This is a genomic window from Sphaerochaeta associata (assembly GCF_022869165.1).
GTDB classification, from domain to species: domain Bacteria; phylum Spirochaetota; class Spirochaetia; order Sphaerochaetales; family Sphaerochaetaceae; genus Sphaerochaeta; species Sphaerochaeta associata.
Genome location: NZ_CP094929.1, coordinates 2,285,989 through 2,305,130, shown reverse-complemented (window position 1 = coordinate 2,305,130; position 19,142 = coordinate 2,285,989). Strand labels below are relative to the sequence as shown.

The following is a 19,142-nucleotide window of genomic DNA, read 5'->3' as shown; positions in this document are numbered from 1 at the left end:
TGCTACTATCTCTCAGTTCTCGGGAGAGTTCTTCAAAGATGGACAGCATTGCACAACTCTGTTCCGCATTTGGCGGAACGTATGCCGGTCAATCCATGACCGACTTGTTTTCCTTATATACAGAAATAGAGCAAAAGACAGCCTCTTTTTGCCGTGAGCATGCTATTGCCTGCGCCCAAGGGTGCGGCACCTGCTGTGAGCACTTCATGCCGGACATCACCGCCAGCGAAGCCCGGCTGGTTGCTGCATACCTGCTTTTCATCAAGAAGGATGAAGCTTTGATTGAGAAAGTGCAGCAGAGCATCGGCAATCAGAAGGGTCCTTGCCCGTTGTATCGGTTCGACTCCCCGTTCCACTGTTCGGTCTATGCTGCACGGCCTTTGATCTGCCGGCTCTTCGGTGCCTGTGCCTATCAGGACAAGAATGGTTCTGCCGTATTCAGGCGCTGCAAGTACAACGAAGAGAAAACCATGCCCGAGCATATCGTTTTTGAAAGCGATGTGCCGGTCATGCAGGATTACTCCTACGCCTTGCGGTCCCTGGATGATCAGAAAGGGGAGGTGGGATTCCTTCCAGAGAAGGTGGCAAGCATGCTCGACCAGCTGCAATTCCTGGCAGGCATGCTTGATTTGGATGATTCCAATCCCGACGATACTCCCAATCCGTTGGCCAGTTAGCGCAGCACCCTCAAAATATATCCGCACAAGTATTCCGATTCCGGAAACGAGAGACGGATCGGATGATCCTCCGCCTGGCCCAGGCTCTTCAGTATCTGAATTTCAACGTTGGCATCTTTTGCACTCCAGGCAAGGATCATGCGAAGTTGCTCGGCGCTGATGGATGCGCTGCAGCTGAAGGTGGCGATGATGCCTCCGTTCTTGATCTTCTGCATGGCAAGCCGGTTCAAATCCTTGTAGGCCTTTTGTGCTCCCTCGGCCTGTGCCTTCGTCTGAGCAAGCTTCGGGGGGTCGAGAATCATCAGGTCATAGTGGTTGCTCTCAATGACACGCATCTGCTCGAAGATGTCGCAAACGGTTGTAGTGACCCTTGCGCGGCTGCCCTCGGGTATGGTCTTCAGATCCTGATTGATGTGTACATGGACCAAGGCTTGACGAAGTGCGGGGTCGCTGGAGTCGAACAAATCGACGCTCTTCGCCCCGGCGCGCAGTGCATGAAGGCTGAAGGCTCCCGTATAGGAACACCCATCGAGCACCACGGCATCCTTGGCATAGGCTTCAATCGCCTTGCGGTTCTCCCGCTGGTCGCAGTAGAATCCGCTCTTCTGACCCTTGCCGGGTATCACCTCATAATACAAACCGTCTTCACGGAAGCGGATGGGATCGATTCGTTTAGCAGGATTGAAGTATTGCCCGTCCTGATAATAGAGCGTGATTTCACTGAGCTTTTCCGCACCACAGAAGGCACTGTCGGTGGTCAGCAGCATTAAAGAGGGTTTGAGAAGGCTGTCCAGGGTGGAAACGATTATCTCCTTATGGTCCCAGGCGACACGGGCGCTGATGATGATTCTCAGCATGGTTCCATACACATCAACCACTACGCCCGGAAGCATGTCGGCTTCCGAGAATATGATGCGGAAGGTGGTGGTGCCGCCGCCTTTGTCCTGAAAAAAGGAACTTCTCCTGCGTACGCTTTCGGTGATGGCCTGCGCCCACCACGAGTCGTCGGGAATCCTTGATTCATTCCAACTGAGGAGTCGAAGGGGGATATGGCTGTCCTGATCGTACCAGCCGTAGGCGATAAACGCTCCGTCTTGGGTTTGAACCCTGCCCAGACCGGTTTCCAGTGCTGAGGTTGGAGTATGGAGAGCTCCAGAAAAAACCCAGGGATGATGGCGAAGGAGCTGTTTCTCCTTACCATCCTTGATTGTAATGATTTGCATGGCTACACAGTAGCCGAAGCACCTTGTTTTGTCAAAACGTTTGTTGACTTGCTCCCTCTGCATACCGGATAATGACCCTATGCAGGAACCGGTTGTCAAGGCTATTCTCTTCGATTTGGACGGGACGCTGGTCGATACCATTGAGGACATTCGCCGCTCGCTGGCTCATGCCCTAGCTGGTGAAGATCTCAGTCCTCCTTCAGCCACCCTTACCCAACACGTGGTGGGCAGGGGGCTTTCCAATGCATTGAAGGGAGTCCTGGCTTGGTACGATCACCGGGTGGATGAGCAGCGGTTCGACCAGCTGTATCAAGATATGCTTCACTATTATCGAGAGCACTTTGCAGTGTATAGTCATCCCTATGAGGGTGTTGTCGAGTTGCTCGGGCACTTGCATAGGCAGGGCTTTCTCATCGGCATTTTTTCCAATAAGGAAGACGGGCTTACCAAACGCATAGTATCCACCTTGTTTCCCGATTTCCCGTTTTCGTGGGTGCGGGGAATGCAGGATGGATTTCCCAGGAAACCCGATCGCTCGGGAATAGATTACTTTTGCAGGAAAGTTGGTCTTCACCCCCATGAGGTGCTGTATGTCGGAGACAGTGAAGTTGATTGGCAGACTGCCCGCAATGCCGACTGTCCTCATGTGCTTGTTTCGTGGGGGTTTCGGCCCAAGGAAGAACTGCTGGCTCTACAAGACGCTGTGGTTGTCGATACGATACACGAATTGGAGGATGCAATCTATGGCATACAACGAGAAGGATCTGAGAAACAAAGCTGAGGCATATCTGAAAGCTGAACGGCAGCAGGCGTTCTCCAGCGAAGTCGAGGCTGAACTGTCCCAAGGAAAATGGGAGTCCCTCTATGATCGCTTCTATACCAGTCTCGCTTTCGGCACAGCTGGTATGCGTGGCATCATCGGCGGTGGAACCAATCGGATGAACAGCTTCATGGTCCGCAAGGTCACCCAAGGTTTGAGCGACTATTTGAACCACGCCTCCAAGAACCCTTCGGTGGTCATCGCCTATGACAGCCGCCGCTACAGCGATCTTTTTGCCAATGAGGCGGCCTTGGTACTCGCCGCCAACGGGATTTCCGTCTATCTCTATCCCGATCTGCACCCGGTTCCGATGCTCAGTTTTGCGGTGCGATACCTGCAGACGACTGCCGGCATTGTCATCACTGCCAGTCACAATCCCTCCCAATACAACGGTTACAAGGTCTATTGGCGCGATGGGGGGCAGGTCACGCCTCCACACGATTACAGCATTGCCGAGAGGGCGAATGCCGTCAAGGCCGAGGACATCAAGGAAGTGAGCGAACAGGTCGCCCGTTCGAAGGGTCTTTTGGTCCCTGTTCCCGAGAAAGTTGATGAAGCCTACTACCACACAGCGCTGTTGAGCCTGAGACGACCTTCCTTGGTACAGGACAGCCCGGTAAGAGTGGTCTACACCCCGTTGCACGGTTCCGGCAACGTGCCGGTCCAGCACTTGCTGAAGAAGGTGGGGATCCACTGCATTGTAGTTCCCGAGCAACAGGAACCGGATGGGAATTTCCCCACGGTACCGCTTCCCAACCCGGAGCACCCAAAAGCGATGGAGATGGCGATTGCACTCGCAAAAAAAGAGAAGGCTGATATCGTGTTGGGTACCGATCCAGACGCGGATCGACTGGGCATCGCCATACCACTTGACGCAAAGAAGACGGAGTACCAACTGTTGACCGGCAACCAAATCGCAACCCTGCTGGTCGACTATCTGGTCGAGGCTGACAGTCATAAGCACTTGACCAAGAAACCCTTGGTGGTCAAGAGCCTGGTCACCACCGATCTGGTAGCCCGTATTGTGGAGAGTCAAGGCGGACGATGCAAGGATGTACTTACCGGATTCAAGTACATTGCCGAGCAGATCGCCGATTTGGAAGGACCGAAAGGAGAAGCTGAGTATTTTCTCTTCGGTTGCGAAGAGAGTTATGGCTTTCTGACACTTCCCCAAGTCAGGGACAAGGATGCTGTAAGCAGCGCCCTTGCCAGTGTTGAATTGATGTGCTATTGGGCCACACAAGGTTTGACGTTGGAGCAGCGCCTCACTCAGATTTATGCAAAGTGGGGCTATAGCACCGAAGCTGTTTTCTCCAAGGACTATGAAGGCGCCAGCGGAAAGGAAAAAATGGCAGCCATCATGGCCAATCTTCGCAAGCTTTCTCCCGGTGATGAGCTTGCCGGTTCCACCATCGAGGGCATCCAGGATTTACTTGATGGGAAGCAAACGGCCTTCCCGCCTTCGGATGTCCTGATAATCCGGTTCTCTTGCGGTGACAAATTGGTCGTCCGCCCCAGCGGGACGGAGCCCAAAATTAAATACTACCTCTTTTTCACGATGGAAGGGGGGAAGTGTGAGGCCAATGAGCGCAAGCTCGCCTCGCGCATCCAAACCTATAAGGCGGCCCTCAGTTGATTACCTGTTATGTACTTTCCCGGCATCAGAAGAACAGTCTTTGTCTCTCTCCGTATCTGGATGTTGATCGGATGGATGATTGGAAGGAAGATGAGGAGGTGGTGCTGAAAAGCAGCGGAATGTTGACAAAGTCTCAGAAGGATGAGGCGACGTACGCCCTGTATTCGGCGATTGACTTCTGTGTCGATCGCTGGATCCAGAATAAGCAGTATGTGCCTCGTCTTCTCATCTGCGCCCTCATATTCACCGCTTCTTATTTTGTACTCTCTCTTGCCATTCGCGATCCACTGCCTCTCATCGATGAGATAGCCATCAGCGTTGGCCTGACCTTGTTGGGCTGGAGTGCCCTGGCAAAGCGCGACACTCGATCCTCGGTGGCCCAGCGCAGACGCTATGAGTTGAAGGTCCGTGCATCCGAACGGAAGGAAGTTATCGAACAGCAACTCTTTGTCTTGGAAGAATATCTTGATGAAGCTTCCAAAGTGGACGCCTTGGCGCTGTGCAACTCGCTGTGCTTGGTCTCGGAAGAGAGTCCGCTTCCCTTCGTGTTCGAAGGAACACTTGATGAACTTTCCGACATAGCCGCATTGTTGTTTCTGCAAGTGCGCATGAGTGACAAGGCCTTGTTGCAGACAGCTCATACTCTCGTACGCTTGAGAAAGCAGAAGAGGGCGGACAGCCGTCTTGCTGCTAGACTGTATCACCAGCATATGCAAAAACGAATCGATCTGCCTTTGCTCTCCCTGCTGGTCGCCTTGGATGAAGCAACCGGGTAAGTAACCGGCCTGTACAGGCATGCAAGCCTTTCATGCCGTACTTTTGCTGTTCTGTACCATTGGCCTCTATATGGCAAGTTTTGCCCCGATTCTTCTTGCCTACCCACTGCTTGCAGGCATCCTGGGTGGCTCGGTGACTCTTGTACTCATGCAGCGTAGCAGGCATGCAAGGTGGAGCCTGGCTTTACTCGCCGCCTGGCTTTTCTGTTTGTATGCTCTACTGGGTTGGGCGTCGGGAGTCAACCAGGCAAGCTATGGAATGCCCTTCCAGCACATCATGCAGATAGAAGGAAGGTTGGTGGAAGACTCTCTTTTGACCCGTTCAAGCAAACAGCTTGCGCGTATTGCCCTCACCGCCTGCCGATCAAAGGACGGGTATCGTACAACATGCAAAGGAACAGTAACGGCCTTGATCGAAGTGGACGAGGTGATGGCCTCTGCCACCACCTTGCTCCTTGTAGGTCGCCTGGACGAACAGTCCGGCTTGTTTCTTGCAGACACCGTGCAGGTGCTTCACCTTCCTTTGCTTGCACGCTTGCGCCTGAACTGCCTTAGGGTGCTGCAACTCAGACTGCAGCAAGTCATTGCAGATGAGACAACCCGTAGTCTCGCTGCAATGCTCCTGCTCGGTCAGACAGGGAGCTCGGGTTTCCCCCTCAAGGATCTGAGCCTTGCATGCGGATGCGCTCATCTCTTGGCATTATCGGGCATGCACCTGCACTTCTTTCTTTCTCTCAGCATAAGACTCTGTTCTCATCTGCTTGGGCGCATATGGGGGAGGTGGCTTGGCTCCGTTCCCTCCATTCTCTATGTTCTGCTTGTCGGACCCAAGCCGTCCTTGGTCAGGGCTCTGGGCATGCACCTCTGTTCACTCCTGCCCGTCTCACGAAGCTTCGCCTTTCAGATGACCTTTCTGCTTCAGCTGCTGTTCTTTCCGTATTCGCTTTCCAGCCAAGCCTGCCTGTACAGCTGGGCCGCCTACGCAATGCTGTTGCTCTGTTCGATGCTTCCTGCCTTCATCCTGCAGAATACTGCTGTGATTGTAGCGGGTACGGCTCCGGTCTCCCTGCTGCTAGAGGGCACCTGCAACCTCAGTGGTCTGCTCTTCTCCCCGGTGCTGACTCCTTTGATACACATAGCCATGGCTTTCAGTTTTTTAAGCCTGGTTTTCGGTTCCTTTTTCAGCATCGGCCTCTATTGGGTTCAAACCATCCTATACACCATTCTCGCCAAGAACCAAGGGTATGCTTTTCAAGTGGGACCCAAAGGATATACGGTGTACATATCGGTGTTGTTGACCTGTCTTGTCTCTATTGGCTATGCTACGATGGCTGTACAAAGACGAAGGAGATCACACTATGAGCTGGACATTCGCATACGACTCCCCGATTGCAATTACTGCTCTGCTGAAGCAGGAGGAGCTGTCGATGACCAAGAAATTTGGTCAGAACTTCCTGATCTCCCGCTCGGTGAGGGAGAAGATTGTGGCCCTTCTGGATGTACAGCAGTCCCAAACGGTGTGGGAGATAGGCCCGGGCATCGGAGCGATCACCAGCCTGCTTCTTGAACAAGGGGCGAATGTTACTGCTTTTGAGATCGATCATGGATTTTGCCGCATACTCGGCGAGCAGGCATTTGCCGATGAACCAACCTTTCGCCTCATCGCCGGCGACGCGCTCAAGACGCTTCCCGCCCAGCTGGCCAAGGAGGGGAGTCCCGACCGGCTCTGCGGCAACCTTCCCTACAATGTGGGCTCGGTGGTCATCGCAAAAGTATTGGAAAGCGATTACCGCCCGCCTGTGATGGTGTTCACCCTCCAAAAAGAGGTGGTGGATCGGTTGTGTGCACATCCACAGTCCAAGGATTGGTCGTCCTTCTCCATGCTCGCCCAAATGGATTATGAGGTGAAACCGGCCTTCAGCATCAACAGCGGGGCTTTCTATCCACCCCCGAAGGTGACCAGCAGCACGGTCCTGTTCACCCTCCGTGAACAGAGTCTGGTGCCCGATCATCTTCGAAAGACTTTCCTGCTGGTCATCCGCGAGCTGTTCGCCCAACGACGCAAGACGGTAAAGAACAATCTGCTCTCAGGAAAAATCGGGGCGATGGTGGGCAAGGGCGGGGTTGAGTCGTTGCTCGACGCTTCCCATGTTGATCCGTCTGCAAGGGCTGAAGCGCTTGTATGGGATGATTTTATTGCTCTCAGTGAGTCTCTTTCCAGCTGTCAAGCCAGGTAAACCGGCGGTACTGGACCAAGCAGATGATCCCTCTCAGGGTAAGGTCGCTTGCCATTGCAATCCAGACACCCAGCAATCCAAGAGATGTTGTTTTCAGCAATACATACGCCAAAGGCAGCCTGAGCAGCCACATCCCTGCAATCGAAATGAAGAAAGGTCGTCTCGTATCGCCGGCTCCTCTGAAAACACCGAACGCTAGCATGGAAAGCCCGAATGCAGGCTCTGCAAAGGCTTCAATGCGCAACACGGTGGTACCCAGTGCAATCACCGCCATATCGGAAGTGAAAAAGCGCATCAAATTCGGGGCGAACAGATAGAGCATCAGGCCCATGAAACTCATCAACAGCGTCCCCCACAAGGTGCACAGGTTGGCAAACTTCTTTGCCAGCGTCTTATCGTTGCCGCCCAGCGATTGGGCCACCAGCGTGGTGGCCGCGGTGGCAAAGCCCGATGGGGGCAGGTAGGTGATGGACTCGGCGGTATTGGCCAGGAAGTGGGCGGCCAGTGCGGTTGTTCCCAGGGTCCCTACCATTTTGGTAAACACAATCTGGCCGAACGAGAGTGTAGATCGTTCCAGGGCAACAGGAATTCCCAACCTGAGGGCGCTCTTCTGGATGGATTTCTCATAGGAGAAGGGGCCCCTGAGGCGGATGCGTATCGGGTTGTCTGTAGCCAGAAGAATCATGAGCAGAAGGATTGCGGTTATGGTGACCGAAATGGATGTCGCCATGGCCGCTCCCTTGACACCCAAGCCGAGGCCTTGCACTTGGAACGGCCCGATGGGAATTGTCTTGAAGATGAAGAAAAGATTGAAGCAGATGTTCAGGATATTGTTCAAGCCATTCAGGTAGAGCGCTTTCTTCGAGTCTCCGCTGCACCTCAGCAGCGTACTTATGAGAATCATCACCAAATTGGGGAGGTAGCCCAAGGCGATATAATGGTAGTACTGAGCGGCAAGCAGTTGGACATCGTCCTCGGCTCCGATCCAGGCGGGAAGATGGCGGGCGACGAGTACGAACAGCAGGGTGAGTGTCAGCCCGAAGAAAACTGAGGTGAAGAGAGCCTGTTTGGTGACCTGCCTGGCACGCTGGAGGTTGCCGGCTCCCAAATTACGGGCCATCAACACGGAAAAGCCGATGGCGAATGCATTCATCCAGCCGTTGACCAGCCAAATGGTGGAGGTGGGGACGGCGATGGCTGCTGTTGCATGTGCTCCCAAGGAGCCGACCATGGCTGAATCGACGTAGGTGACGGTTACCTGGAGCACCTGCTCGAGGATGGTAGGCCAGGCGAGGGACCAGATGATGATGCCGGGGGGTCTTGAGCGGTCAAGAAGATTGAGTGGATTGGATGCACGCCTCATACAAAGCCTCTCCTTGTGAGGCGCGTCTATCGTAGCTGAAAGCAGAAATTGGAGCAAGAGCGGGAAGTTTTGTCTTCCCGCCCTTCACAGGAAAGGTTAATTGGCTGCAGCCTGGGCGAGGGTGATGGCGCTGGTTACCACGATATCCTCGACCGAGCAGCCGCGGCTGAGGTCGCTGATCGGTTTAGCGAAGCCTTGGAGAATAGGGCCGTAGGCTTCTGCTCCGGCGAGTCTCTGCACCAGCTTGTATCCAATGTTTCCGGCCTGCAGGTCGGGGAAGACAAGGGTGTTGGCACTGCCTGCAACTTCCGAGCCCGGGGCCTTGCTCTTGGCAACGCTGCCGACGATTGCTGCATCAAGCTGCAGCTCCCCGTCGACGGCCAGGGTGGGAAGCTTCTCTTTCAAGAGGCGGGTTGCGGTGACGACCTTGTCCACGAGCTCCCCCTTGGCCGATCCCTTGGTAGAGTAGGAGAGCATGGCCACCTTTGGTTCGGCATTGAGGAACGTCCTGCAGGAGAGTGCCGATGCTTCAGCAATCTCGGCAAGCTGTTCGGCCGTTGGATTGGGGATGGTGGCGCAGTCGGCGAAAATGAAGGAGCCGTTTACACCATACTGGGTCTTGTCGGTGGCCATGACGAAGCAGGAGGAGGCATATTTGATGCCGGGCTTGGTCTTGATGATGTTGAAGGCGGCAAGAAGGACGTTGCCGGTGGTATTCTCAGCCCCTGCAACCATTGCATCGGCCTTGCCCAGGCGGACCATCATAGCCCCCCAGCGAAGCGGATCGACGATTCCCTCGAAGGCTTCCTCTTCGGTCATTCCCTTGTGCTTGCGCAGCTCGTAATACTCCAAGGCGAAGGCCTTACGGTCTTCACTGGTTACCGGATCGATAATGGTGATGCCCTCAAGGCAGGTGGAGACGGAAGCAGCCGCTTTGGCGACAGCCTCGACATTTCCTACAAGAATTACTTCTTTGGCTAGTTTTTCATCGACTATCTTGCGTGCCGCCTGAATGGTTCTCAGCTCGGTTCCTTCTGCGAGGACAAGATGCTTGTTGGCCCTTGCTGCCTGGGCCTTCATTTTTTCTGCAAACGTCATGGTTCTGCTCCTTGACAGGAAAATTTTAGTTGCTTTGTTGTAGTCTACCACGTTCAGATGGCTTAGAAAAGTACGCAAAGGCTCTGTATTTCCTTGCCTGCTTGTGCTATTGTCCGCTCATGGGTACCCGTATTCTCCTCTTTGTCATGGTTGTCGCCTTGGCTTTTACCGGCAGCTTGTTCGGCGGCTTGGGTGAGGAGATCCAGATTGCATGTTCAATTTCGCTGGCCCAAATGGGGCTGTTGATGAGCCTCAGTCAGGTCGGTTCCTTCGTCTCTTTCCTGACCCTTCCCTTGCTCGCAAGAAAGCTGAATGCATACTCTCTCTTGATTATTGGAATTCTTGCCTCCTCGGCTACCTTGCTGGGAATGGGCCTCAGTCGCAGCGCCCTCATATTCGGCCTGTTTTTCCTGCTCAATGCATTGGGCGGCTACTTGTACGGAACCAGCAATATCATGGTCCTGATCAATGTGGACCGTGTGCACATGAAAACCAATATACCCCTGATGCATCTGACCTTCAGCATTGCAAGCATCTTCAGCGGGTATTACATCGCATTTCTCAAACAGCATACGTGGTACCACGGATATCTGCAGATGTCCCTGGTGTATCTGGTCATGGGTGCATTGTTCATCCTGGTGAAGCCTGATGGGATCGAGGGGTGGGAGCAAAGGAAGAACCAAAAGCTTTCCGATTCGTTCTCCCTGTTGAAACACAGAGCCTTTGTGAAGTACCTGCTCTTTCTCATCCTTGCCAACGCAGTGGAGTATTGCAATGTAGTCTACCCCTTGCTGGCAGTAACGCAGTTGCATGGTGCAGGTGCGAAGGAGGTCGGCCTGGCCATCATCACCCTCCACTCGGGCAGTACGCTTTCACGTTTGGCTGCCATCCCCCTGCTGAAGAAGGGGTTCTCTCCTCATCGTATTCTCCTGGCTCTTTGTTTGGTGGGCATGCTCGGTTTGTCGGGATTTTTTCTCGCCCCGAACCTGGGCTGGGCCTACCTGAGCCTGGCCCTGATGGGTCTGGGCATGGGGGGAGTGAACCCGGTAAGCCAGGTGCTCGAGATTACCTGTTGGCCTTCCGACCTGTTGCAACTGGCCAATATCCGGTCCATGGGGTCCACCATCGGGAGGATTGGAATGCCTCTTCTGATGGGTCTTGTCATCAACATTGCTTCACTTTCGGCCTCGTTCCTTCTCCTGGCCTTGAGCTTAGGCGTTGCAGCCCTGTTTTTGCTTGCATCAAAGGCGGAGCCGACTCCTTGCTAGGATGAGTGATTTCTGAGTACAATGCCGGCCATGGAAGCTAAGATGAGTGTCGGCGTGTATGGAATGGGTCGTTTCGGTTCCTTCTGGGCAAAGGAATTAGCCAAACATGGATTCTCGGTTGTCGGCTATGGACGAAGCGCAAAAACCGCCCCCGAAGGGGTGCGGCTGGGCAGTGAGGACGAGGTTCTCGCGTGTTCGGTGTTGTTTTTCTGTGTCTCCATCAGCTCTTTCAGCGAAGTCCTCGATCGTACCAGCTCCAGAATCGCCGATACCACCGTGGTGATGGATACCTGCTCGGTCAAGCTCTATCCGGCCAAGCAGATGCGCGAGAAGCTTCCCAAACAGGTGCAATGCATTGCAACCCACCCCATGTTCGGTCCCGATTCAGGCAAGAACGGGGTCCAGGGGCTTCCCTTGGTCATCAGCGCAGTTCGTTGTGAAGATTCGACCTTGCAATTTTGGGTCGAGGAGTTCAAGCGATGGAATCTCCAGGTTCTCCAGATGAGCTGCGACCAACACGACCGCGAGGCTGCGTGGTCGCAGGGTATCACCCACTTCATCGGTCGGACGCTTTCCGAGCTTTCTCTGGGTGACACCGAGCTTGCAACCACAGGGTATAAGACTCTTTTAACCGTGATGCAGCAGACCTGCAATGACCCGTTGCAGTTGTTTTATGATTTGCAGCGGTACAATCCCTATGCCAGGCAGATGCGCATGGGACTCAAGGGGGCCCTTGATACTGTCATGGATGCCCTCAAGAAGCAGGAGGAAGGACGTTGAACGTATGTGTATATACATTGGGGTGCAGACTCAATCAGTGTGAGAGCGAGGCGATAGCCGACAGCTTTGCGCAGGAAGGGTTCACCATCGTGGAGGAGCAGAATACTGCCGACCTGTATGTCGTCAATACCTGCACCGTGACCAGCAAGGCGGAGCAGAAGGCGCGTAGGATGATCCGCAAGTTTGCCGCACAGGCACCGACTCTTGCCACCGGCTGCTATGCCCAGGTCAATGAAAAAGAGCTTACAGAGCTGAGCGACAATGTCATTGTCGTTCCTTTGGAGAAGAAAGCGCACCTGCTCAAGCTTGCAAAGCATCTGAAAGCGGGTATCGTAGGTGGTATGGACATCAAGGCAGGGTGTCTGTCGTTCAGTGATGGAAAGGCAAGTGTATTTGACTACGATGCCGCTTCATTCTCCTATCACAGCCGTGCATATCTAAAGGTCCAGGACGGGTGCGACAACAGCTGTGCCTATTGTCGTGTTCATATCGCCCGAGGAAAAGCGGTAAGCCTGCAAGCCGACCAGGTCACCGAGCGCGCTCTTGCACTCGAGCAGGCCGGTTTCCAGGAAATCATGCTTACCGGGGTGAACCTGACCATGTACGATCATCAGGGTGATGGACTTGGCGGTCTTTTGGAGAAGTTGTTGGCAAAGCTTTCAGACTCGGTGCGCATCCGTCTCTCCTCAATGGAACCGGACCATATCGATGATCGATTGCTCGATGTGCTCACCGACAAGCGCATGCAGCCGCATTTTCATATTCCCGTGCAGACGGGAAGCGACCGGCTGTTGAAGAAGGTCGACCGCCATTACACCGTTTCCGAACTGTCAGCCATCCTCGACCGGCTTCGCAGGGTGAAGAACGATCCATTTCTGGCAGCCGATATCATCACCGGGCTGCCTTCAGAGCGTGATGAGGATTTCGCTGAAACCCGACGGTTCATCATCGACCAGCAGTTCTCTTTTCTGCACGTGTTCCCGTTTTCACCCCGACCCGATACACCGTTGTACAAGGCCAGGGACCGGGTCGCCGAATCGGTGCGTGACGAGCGGGCGCTCGAGTTGAGAAATCTGAGCGAGCAACTTCACCACGCATATCGCCTCAGGCAGGTAGGCGGTGGTGCAGAGGTGATACTGCAGAACCGTAAGGGCGGACATTGGTATGGGCTCAGCGGCAATTATTTGGATGTAAAAGTGCTTTCCTCTCCCGCTTTCGCCAGGGAGGGCATGTTGATCAAAGGAACCTTCGGTCAGGTGCTTGGGAGGGAGAAACGGATGGAGTTCATCCCGGATGCAGCCACTCTTTGAAACGAAACGACTGAGAGCCTATGTGAGTGCGGTGGAATTTGCAAAGCCTCTGCTTGCCTATGAGAGTCGCAACCGCCTCGCATTCAAGCCGTACTCCGTAACGCATCAAAGCAGCTACTATACCCTTGCCTCGCTGGAGGATGTCTGCAGAAGACAAGCGTATCTGTATGAGCAGAGAAGAATGCTTCCCCTTCTCTTCTTTTCCAAACGGGATGAGAAGCATGTCGTGGGTACCGTATACCTCAATCACATCGTCTGGGGTGTGAGTCTTTCAGCGAAGATCGGCTACAGCATCGACCATGACCTCTGGCGGCAGGGATATGGAGCAGAAGCGGTTGCATCGGCAGTCTCCTATGCTTTTGATGCATTGAAACTGCATCGTCTCGAGGCAAACATCATGGGTGCGAATGAGGCTAGCAGGGCTCTGGTGACAAAGTTGGGTTTTTCTCCCGAAGGAGTGTGCAGAGGGTACTTGTTTTTGAACGGGAGGTGGGAGGACCACCTCCGCTATACACTGCTCAGCGACAAGGCCAGGCCTTAGGACTTGCGCATTTTCAAATCCCTGAAGGTAATCTCCGGCTCCTGGATGACGACCATGGTATCTTCAGGGACCGATTCCTTTATCCAGACGTTGGAACCTATTACCGCATTCCGACCGATGGTGATGTCACCCAAAATGGTTGCGTTGGAGTAGATGGTGACATTGTCCTCGATGGTGGGATGGCGCTTGGTTCCCCTGATCAGGGCGCCGCAGGCATCCTTGGGGAAACTCAATGCCCCCAGGGTCACTCCTTGGTAGAGCTTTACATTGTTTCCAATAACCGTTGTTTCTCCGATGACGGTACCCGTACCGTGGTCGATGAAAAAGGAGTTGCCGATCACTGCCCCGGGGTGGATGTCGATACCGGTCTCCTTGTGGGCATACTCGTTCATCATCCTGGGAAGGAGTGGAACCTCCATCCTGAATAATTCATGAGCCACCCTGTGAATGGTCAGTGTCTTGATGCAAGGGTAGGAGAGAACCACCTCCCTGAGGTTCCTTGCCGCAGGGTCCCCTTCGAAAGCCGCCCGTGCATCCATTTTCAGGCTTATCCGCAGCCCGGGAAGCACTTCGCACAGGTTCCGTATCGTCGAGTCGGCCTTGTCCAGCACTTCACACTCCTCCATGGAGGGGTTGTCATACCGATAGGCAAGCATAAGCTGACCCTTGAGCAGGGAGCAGACTTTGTTCATCTGCATGGTCAGTATTTCTTGAAGACTCATATCGGCTTGGTCACGGCCGCAGCGGCCGGGGAACATGAGCTCAAGCAGCTCGTTGGAAATATCACCGATGGCGAGCATTTGCGGCAGGGGTTTGAGGCCGTGGAAGTTGGCATTCCCGGCCACTCTATCGAAGGTTCCCATGAATGAGGGAATATAGATTGAAGCGTCGAATTGCTGTTCAGTGCACTGTTTCATGACCATACCATACGTGTCTTGTAGGTCTTTATGCAAGAGCTCAGCCCAGCAACTGCGATATTCTTGGCTGAAAACTCCGGGCCAGCTGGGAAGCCACCAGCAGCTTTATGACGTCGCCGATCAGGAAGGGAAGCATACCCGCCTGAATGGCAATACCCCACGAAAGCGAGCGATTGTACTTGAGGAATGGAACGCCGACAAGGTAGATCACCAGGGTGGCGATAAGGCCGAAACCCAGGCACAAGGCAAGATAGGTTCTTGGCTTTTCAGCCTTCGCAGAGAAATTTCCCGCAATGCCTGCAATGCAGGCTGCAGGCAGCAATGCGATCAAGAAGCCTCCGGTGGGTCCTATCAGATTGCCAAGGCCTCCGCCGCTGGAGAAAACCGGGAGTCCAACAGCTCCCAGTAAAAGATAGATGGCAGTACTTGAGAGGGCCATCCTTGTTCCACCAAGAAAGCCCGCAAGCAGCACAAAAAGTGTTTGCAGGGTGATGGGAACCGGAGGAAGCGGGAACCGCAGGTATGCTCCGATGATGATCAGGGCGCTGAAAAGCGAAGTCAACAACAGTCGTTTATAATGCATGGCCTGAATGTACCATAGAGCTTTTTATATTGTAAACAAGCTAAGGGTTGACAATTAAACCCAGCTTGCCTACCATCATGCCCATGACAAGTGAGCAAACAGTACTGCACCTTTTGGAGCAAAACCGTAATCGATATCTCTCAGGCCAAGAGGTTGCAAACACCCTGCACATTACCAGAAGCGCAGTGTGGAAGGCCATCGAAAGCCTGCGGGACCAAGGTCATGTCATCGAAGGAATTTCTCGCAGGGGTTACCGGCTGTTGACCGCCACCACCGATTTGCAGAAGGAGAGGCTGGCCGGCTTACTCCCGTCTTTTGAAGTGCATCTCTTCGATTCGCTTGACTCAACCAACCGCTATGCAAAGGTACTGGCTTCCGAGCACCCTGAGAAGCCGGCTCTTGTTGTCGCCACCTATCAGAGCGGGGGCAGGGGGCGGCTCGGCCGTTCGTTCTTCAGCCCCAAGGGTGGGCTGTACCTTAGTGTCCTGCTGCCGATGGCTTTCAATCTTGAATCCGCCCAGCTCATCACCAGTGCAGCCAGTGTGGCTGCGCTGGAGGCCATTGAACAAGTCGGCGGCATGCGCTGCCAGATCAAGTGGGTCAACGACCTCTACCTTGAGGGAAGAAAAGTCTGCGGCATCCTTACCGAGGGGGTGCTGGGAGTTGAGAGCGGAAGGCTCAGTGCCGTCGTAGTGGGCATCGGTATCAACTTCTGCATACCACAGGCGGCCTTTCCTCTGGAATTGCAGGGCACGGCTACTTCCCTGTTCGATGGCCCGTCCTCGGTTCCAGCCTCCTTCGATGCCAATCTTTTGGTTGCCTCATTGGTCGAGAACCTGCATGCATTGGTATCCAAGCTGCCCGACCGATCTTTCTTGTCGGTGTATCGTGAGCGCTCGCTTCTCTTGGGGCGGAAGGTGACGGTCCATCAAGACCGGCAGACTTTTTCTGCAACAGCGGTGAGCATCGACGATGAAGCCCATCTGGTTGTGCAGGATGATCAGGGGCGGCAAAGTGTGCTCAGTTCGGCGGAGATCAGCATTCGACTTGAAGTCTGAGTTTTTTTTGGTGTATAGTCGGTATCTACAGATAAAGGAACGAACAGATGCTTAATGCCGTACGTGAGATTTGGAAGACGCTCATCGAGGAGCAGTTGGCTCTCTATGCAAAAGAAGTACTCGGACAGGATGTGCAGATGCCTCCCCTAGCGGTTCAGACACCGCCCAAGCCTGAGCTGGGGGATTTGGCGTTTCCCCTTTTTACGTATGCAAAAATGCTGAGAACAGCACCGCCGATGCTTGCCACCGAGCTCAAGGGCCGCATTGAGAAGCTTGCAGACCGTCCGTTGGGTGATCTGCTGGTTGCCGGTCCATATCTGAATGTGCGTATTGATATGTCTGCATTGGCCACATCCCTTTCCCATAGTATAGCCGAGCAAAAGCATCTCTATGGGACGAATGAGAGCATGGCTGACAAGCGTGTGACCATCGAATTCAGTTGTCCGAACACCAACAAGCCGTTGCATCTGGGTCATATGCGCAACGACAGCCTCGGTGAGAGTGTGGCGGCCGTCCTGAAGGCCAACGGGGCGACGGTGCGCAAGGTCAACCTGATAAACAACCGTGGGGTTCATATCTGCAAATCGATGCTCGCCTACCAGAAGTTCGGCAATGGCGAGACACCCCAATCCAGCGGTATCAAGGGCGACCACCTGGTCGGCAAGTATTATGTGATGTTTGCCAAGTGGGCCAAGGATGATCCAAGCGCAGAGGACCAGGCCCAAGAGATGCTCAGACAGTGGGAGGCCGGTGATGAACAGGTCATTGAACTGTGGAAGTTGATGAACGGCTGGACGTTGGACGGCCTTCAGGAGAGCTATGAGAAGATGGGCATCAGCTTCGATGCCTACTACTATGAGTCCGAAACCTACAAGTACGGTAAGGATGAGATTCTCAAAGGTCTTGAGCAAGGTGTTTTCTACCGCGAGGAGGACGGCTCGGTATGGGTCGATCTCGAACCCATCAAGCTGGACAAGAAGGTCCTGCTTCGCAAGGACGGCACCAGCCTCTATATGACCCAGGATGTGGGGACTGCAATCATGCGGCACAAGGACTGGCCGTTTGATTCGCTCATCTACGTGGTGGCCAGTGAGCAGCAGTATCACTTCCGCGTTCTCTTCTACGTCCTTGAAAAACTGGGGTATGAGTGGGCGAGTGACCTGCACCATCTCTCCTACGGCATGGTCAATCTGCCGGATGGAAAAATGAAGAGCAGGGAGGGGACGGTCGTCGATGCCGACGAGTTGGTCGATACCCTGACATCTCTTGCCCGTAAGGAAATCGAGGCCAAGGAACGAGAGGCCTTGGTCGATGATGTTGATAAAACCAGCCAAAGCATCGCCTTGGGAGCACTTAACTACTATCTGCTGCAGGTTACCCCCACCAAGGATATGATTTTCAATCCTGCCGAATCCATTTCCTTCAACGGAAACACCGGTCCGTATCTGCAGTACATGGGGGCTCGTATCTCAAGCATGTTACGCAAGTATGAACTCGAGTATGCAGAAATCCAGAAGCTGGGCTTTGACAGCAGTCTGCTCACCCTCAGCGATGAGCGCGAGATCATCAAGCAGATCGCCCTCTATCCGGAGGTTGTGCAGAAGGCCGGCTCAAGCTACGATCCTTCACTGTTGTGCACCTACCTGTACGATTTGTCCAAGTTGTTCTCCCGTTGGTATCACGACAATCCGGTGCTTAAGGCCGCCAGCCCTGTGTTGGTGCGCAGCCGCATCGAGCTTGCCACCATGGTCCTGCAGGTACTGAAAAACGCATTCGGCTTGGTAGGCATTCCCTTCCTCGCCTCGATGTGATTCATGTTCCTTGGTAGAGTGCGCAGAAGCTTTGGATGAAACGCTCCTCCTCCCACTCCACGTCCTCTGTCTCGTCCAGCAGCACCCGTCTGAGAAATTGCTGGACGACTGAGCTGAACGTGAGGACGGCCAGGTCGAGATCTTCGATGATGAGTCGGGATGATTCACTCAGACTTTCCAATAGGATTCCACTTTGGCCTCGAAGCATCTCGTCCAAGGTCGTTTGTATTGCTTTCGCCGCCTGGTGCGTCAGTGCCTCGGTTTGGATGATGCGGTAGAAATGACGCATCGGTGCATTGGCATACAGGTCGTGCCAGTGGTCCATCGCACGTCTGAGCACCTCGCTGGGCTTGCCTGTGAGGCTGATGGTAGCCATCTGCTGATAGGCGAGGGTGTTGCAATAGTCGAACAGTTCCTCGATCATGGCCTCCCTGCTTGCGAAGTGGTGGAAAATTGCTGCTTTGCTGATGTTGTTTTCCTTTGCGAGAGTTGAAAGCGATATGGCTTCCAAGCCCCGCTGTGAGCCTAGTTTGAGCAGCGAAAGGATGAGATTTTGTTTGGTTGATGTTGCATGCATAGCCGATACTAACCTATCGGTCGGTAAGTTTTCAAGAGCTTTTTCTTTGTTTTTCAATCATTTAATTGGGAAAAGCTGTTGAACCTTGTTTTAAAAGTGTGGTATAAGAGACAGGCACAAACTAAATCTAAGGATGAATATCGACATGTACGCACTTGTAGAGATTCTCGGAAAGCAGTACAAGGCCGTCGAAGGGGAAACCGTCCAGGTTGATTATATCAGCAGCTGTGAAGCTGGTTCTTCCCTTGAGTACGCCACCGTTCTCGCCGTTGTGGATGAGAGCAATGCAAAGTTTGGCACCCCGTATGTAGCTGATGCAGTGGTCAAGGCGACCCTGGTAGGCGACCTCAAGGGTGACAAGATCAGAGTGTTCAAAAAGAAGCGCCGCAAGGGCTATAAAAGGACCCAGGGTCACCGCCAGCGGTACTCCCTGATCACGATCGACAAGATCATTGCATAAGGAGGAC

General features: G+C 53.8%; 19 protein-coding genes. 13 read left to right on the top strand and 6 right to left on the bottom strand.

Annotated elements, in window-relative coordinates; genetic code table 11:
• Window positions 1-38 precede the first annotated feature (38 nt).
• Entirely contained in the window at window positions 39-677 is a 639-nt protein-coding gene (locus tag MUG09_RS10695) for a YkgJ family cysteine cluster protein (RefSeq protein ID WP_244771416.1), read from the top strand.
• On the opposite strand, the gene MUG09_RS10690 is transcribed toward MUG09_RS10695, so the two are convergent.
• Complete coding sequence (locus tag MUG09_RS10690) at window positions 674-1,900, bottom strand: class I SAM-dependent rRNA methyltransferase (RefSeq protein ID WP_244771415.1); 1,227 nt, start codon at window positions 1,898-1,900, stop codon at window positions 674-676. The two genes, MUG09_RS10695 and MUG09_RS10690, sit on opposite strands and share 4 nt — an antisense overlap.
• A 79-nt stretch (window positions 1,901-1,979) precedes the next feature.
• Between MUG09_RS10690 and MUG09_RS10685 the strand changes: the two genes are divergently transcribed.
• From MUG09_RS10685 to rsmA, 5 genes are all read left to right on the top strand, one after another.
• The gene (locus MUG09_RS10685) at window positions 1,980-2,681 is read left to right on the top strand and encodes an HAD family hydrolase (RefSeq protein ID WP_244771414.1); all 702 of its coding nucleotides are present in this window, start codon (window positions 1,980-1,982) and stop codon (window positions 2,679-2,681) included.
• Window positions 2,644-4,356, top strand: a complete 1,713-nt coding sequence (locus MUG09_RS10680) for a phospho-sugar mutase (RefSeq protein WP_244771413.1) — start codon at window positions 2,644-2,646, stop codon at window positions 4,354-4,356. The genes MUG09_RS10685 and MUG09_RS10680 overlap by 38 nt, the downstream gene beginning before the upstream one ends.
• Window positions 4,353-5,132: a hypothetical protein gene (locus tag MUG09_RS10675; protein ID WP_244771412.1), complete on the top strand. Its 780-nt coding sequence runs from the start codon at window positions 4,353-4,355 to the stop codon at window positions 5,130-5,132. The genes MUG09_RS10680 and MUG09_RS10675 overlap by 4 nt, the downstream gene beginning before the upstream one ends.
• Before the next feature lie 70 nt (window positions 5,133-5,202).
• Window positions 5,203-6,699 (top strand): ComEC/Rec2 family competence protein, encoded by a 1,497-nt coding sequence (locus MUG09_RS10670; protein ID WP_244771411.1) that lies wholly within the window; start codon window positions 5,203-5,205, stop codon window positions 6,697-6,699.
• Window positions 6,602-7,369 carry a 16S rRNA (adenine(1518)-N(6)/adenine(1519)-N(6))-dimethyltransferase RsmA gene (gene rsmA / locus MUG09_RS10665; protein ID WP_244775374.1) on the top strand — a complete coding sequence of 256 codons (768 nt, stop codon included), beginning with the start codon at window positions 6,602-6,604 and terminating at the stop codon, window positions 7,367-7,369. Before MUG09_RS10670 ends, rsmA begins: the two co-directional genes overlap by 98 nt.
• Here the strand turns inward: rsmA and MUG09_RS10660 are convergent.
• Window positions 7,335-8,732, bottom strand: a complete 1,398-nt coding sequence (locus MUG09_RS10660; RefSeq protein WP_244771410.1) for an MATE family efflux transporter — start codon at window positions 8,730-8,732, stop codon at window positions 7,335-7,337. The genes rsmA and MUG09_RS10660 overlap by 35 nt on opposite strands.
• A 96-nt stretch (window positions 8,733-8,828) precedes the next feature.
• Window positions 8,829-9,830, bottom strand: coding sequence for a phosphate acetyltransferase (pta, locus tag MUG09_RS10655; protein WP_244771409.1), 1,002 nt, complete (start codon window positions 9,828-9,830; stop codon window positions 8,829-8,831).
• 119 nt (window positions 9,831-9,949) lie between these two features.
• On the opposite strand from pta, the gene MUG09_RS10650 reads away from it, so the two are divergent.
• The 4 genes from MUG09_RS10650 to MUG09_RS10635 are packed head-to-tail and all read left to right on the top strand — an operon-like array spanning window position 9,950 to window position 13,729.
• Window positions 9,950-11,098 carry an MFS transporter gene (locus MUG09_RS10650; RefSeq protein WP_244771408.1) on the top strand — a complete coding sequence of 383 codons (1,149 nt, stop codon included), beginning with the start codon at window positions 9,950-9,952 and terminating at the stop codon, window positions 11,096-11,098.
• Between the two features lie 30 nt (window positions 11,099-11,128).
• Entirely contained in the window at window positions 11,129-11,878 is a 750-nt protein-coding gene (locus MUG09_RS10645; RefSeq protein WP_244771407.1) for a prephenate dehydrogenase/arogenate dehydrogenase family protein, read from the top strand.
• The gene (gene mtaB, locus MUG09_RS10640) at window positions 11,875-13,188 is read left to right on the top strand and encodes a tRNA (N(6)-L-threonylcarbamoyladenosine(37)-C(2))-methylthiotransferase MtaB (RefSeq protein WP_244771406.1); all 1,314 of its coding nucleotides are present in this window, start codon (window positions 11,875-11,877) and stop codon (window positions 13,186-13,188) included. Before MUG09_RS10645 ends, mtaB begins: the two co-directional genes overlap by 4 nt.
• Complete coding sequence (locus MUG09_RS10635) at window positions 13,172-13,729, top strand: GNAT family N-acetyltransferase (RefSeq protein WP_244771405.1); 558 nt, start codon at window positions 13,172-13,174, stop codon at window positions 13,727-13,729. Before mtaB ends, MUG09_RS10635 begins: the two co-directional genes overlap by 17 nt.
• Here the strand turns inward: MUG09_RS10635 and epsC are convergent.
• Both epsC and MUG09_RS10625 read right to left on the bottom strand, forming a co-directional pair.
• The gene (epsC, locus tag MUG09_RS10630; RefSeq protein WP_244771404.1) at window positions 13,726-14,646 is read right to left on the bottom strand and encodes a serine O-acetyltransferase EpsC; all 921 of its coding nucleotides are present in this window, start codon (window positions 14,644-14,646) and stop codon (window positions 13,726-13,728) included. The genes MUG09_RS10635 and epsC overlap by 4 nt on opposite strands.
• A 40-nt stretch (window positions 14,647-14,686) precedes the next feature.
• Entirely contained in the window at window positions 14,687-15,229 is a 543-nt protein-coding gene (locus tag MUG09_RS10625) for a biotin transporter BioY (protein ID WP_244771403.1), read from the bottom strand.
• An 83-nt stretch (window positions 15,230-15,312) separates the two neighbouring features.
• Between MUG09_RS10625 and MUG09_RS10620 the strand changes: the two genes are divergently transcribed.
• Entirely contained in the window at window positions 15,313-16,287 is a 975-nt protein-coding gene (locus tag MUG09_RS10620; RefSeq protein ID WP_244771402.1) for a biotin--[acetyl-CoA-carboxylase] ligase, read from the top strand.
• Window positions 16,288-16,334: 47 nt separating this feature from the next.
• The gene (gene argS, locus MUG09_RS10615; RefSeq protein ID WP_244771401.1) at window positions 16,335-18,098 is read left to right on the top strand and encodes an arginine--tRNA ligase; all 1,764 of its coding nucleotides are present in this window, start codon (window positions 16,335-16,337) and stop codon (window positions 18,096-18,098) included.
• Window position 18,099: 1 nt separating this feature from the next.
• On the opposite strand, the gene MUG09_RS10610 is transcribed toward argS, so the two are convergent.
• Window positions 18,100-18,675, bottom strand: a complete 576-nt coding sequence (locus tag MUG09_RS10610) for a TetR/AcrR family transcriptional regulator (RefSeq protein ID WP_244771400.1) — start codon at window positions 18,673-18,675, stop codon at window positions 18,100-18,102.
• Between the two features lie 145 nt (window positions 18,676-18,820).
• On the opposite strand from MUG09_RS10610, the gene rplU reads away from it, so the two are divergent.
• Window positions 18,821-19,135, top strand: coding sequence for a 50S ribosomal protein L21 (rplU, locus tag MUG09_RS10605; RefSeq protein WP_244771399.1), 315 nt, complete (start codon window positions 18,821-18,823; stop codon window positions 19,133-19,135).
• Window positions 19,136-19,142: the final 7 nt, after the last annotated feature.

What these genes read in the sequence shown, in the direction of transcription:
- MUG09_RS10650 (WP_244771408.1), top strand. Translation starts at nt 9,950, where the DNA reads ATGGGTACCCGTATTCTCCTCTTTGTCATGGTTGTCGCCTTGGCTTTT.
- MUG09_RS10635 (WP_244771405.1), top strand. Translation starts at nt 13,172, where the DNA reads ATGCAGCCACTCTTTGAAACGAAACGACTGAGAGCCTATGTGAGTGCG.
- MUG09_RS10670 (WP_244771411.1), top strand. Translation starts at nt 5,203, where the DNA reads ATGGCAAGTTTTGCCCCGATTCTTCTTGCCTACCCACTGCTTGCAGGC.
- MUG09_RS10685 (WP_244771414.1), top strand. Translation starts at nt 1,980, where the DNA reads ATGCAGGAACCGGTTGTCAAGGCTATTCTCTTCGATTTGGACGGGACG.
- rplU (WP_244771399.1), top strand. Translation starts at nt 18,821, where the DNA reads ATGTACGCACTTGTAGAGATTCTCGGAAAGCAGTACAAGGCCGTCGAA.
- MUG09_RS10680 (WP_244771413.1), top strand. Translation starts at nt 2,644, where the DNA reads ATGGCATACAACGAGAAGGATCTGAGAAACAAAGCTGAGGCATATCTG.
- MUG09_RS10610 (WP_244771400.1), bottom strand. Translation starts at nt 18,675, where the DNA reads ATGCATGCAACATCAACCAAACAAAATCTCATCCTTTCGCTGCTCAAA.
- MUG09_RS10625 (WP_244771403.1), bottom strand. Translation starts at nt 15,229, where the DNA reads ATGCATTATAAACGACTGTTGTTGACTTCGCTTTTCAGCGCCCTGATC.
- pta (WP_244771409.1), bottom strand. Translation starts at nt 9,830, where the DNA reads ATGACGTTTGCAGAAAAAATGAAGGCCCAGGCAGCAAGGGCCAACAAG.
- MUG09_RS10695 (WP_244771416.1), top strand. Translation starts at nt 39, where the DNA reads ATGGACAGCATTGCACAACTCTGTTCCGCATTTGGCGGAACGTATGCC.
- MUG09_RS10690 (WP_244771415.1), bottom strand. Translation starts at nt 1,900, where the DNA reads ATGCAAATCATTACAATCAAGGATGGTAAGGAGAAACAGCTCCTTCGC.
- argS (WP_244771401.1), top strand. Translation starts at nt 16,335, where the DNA reads ATGCTTAATGCCGTACGTGAGATTTGGAAGACGCTCATCGAGGAGCAG.
- epsC (WP_244771404.1), bottom strand. Translation starts at nt 14,646, where the DNA reads ATGAAACAGTGCACTGAACAGCAATTCGACGCTTCAATCTATATTCCC.
- MUG09_RS10660 (WP_244771410.1), bottom strand. Translation starts at nt 8,732, where the DNA reads ATGAGGCGTGCATCCAATCCACTCAATCTTCTTGACCGCTCAAGACCC.
- MUG09_RS10645 (WP_244771407.1), top strand. Translation starts at nt 11,129, where the DNA reads ATGGAAGCTAAGATGAGTGTCGGCGTGTATGGAATGGGTCGTTTCGGT.
- MUG09_RS10620 (WP_244771402.1), top strand. Translation starts at nt 15,313, where the DNA reads ATGACAAGTGAGCAAACAGTACTGCACCTTTTGGAGCAAAACCGTAAT.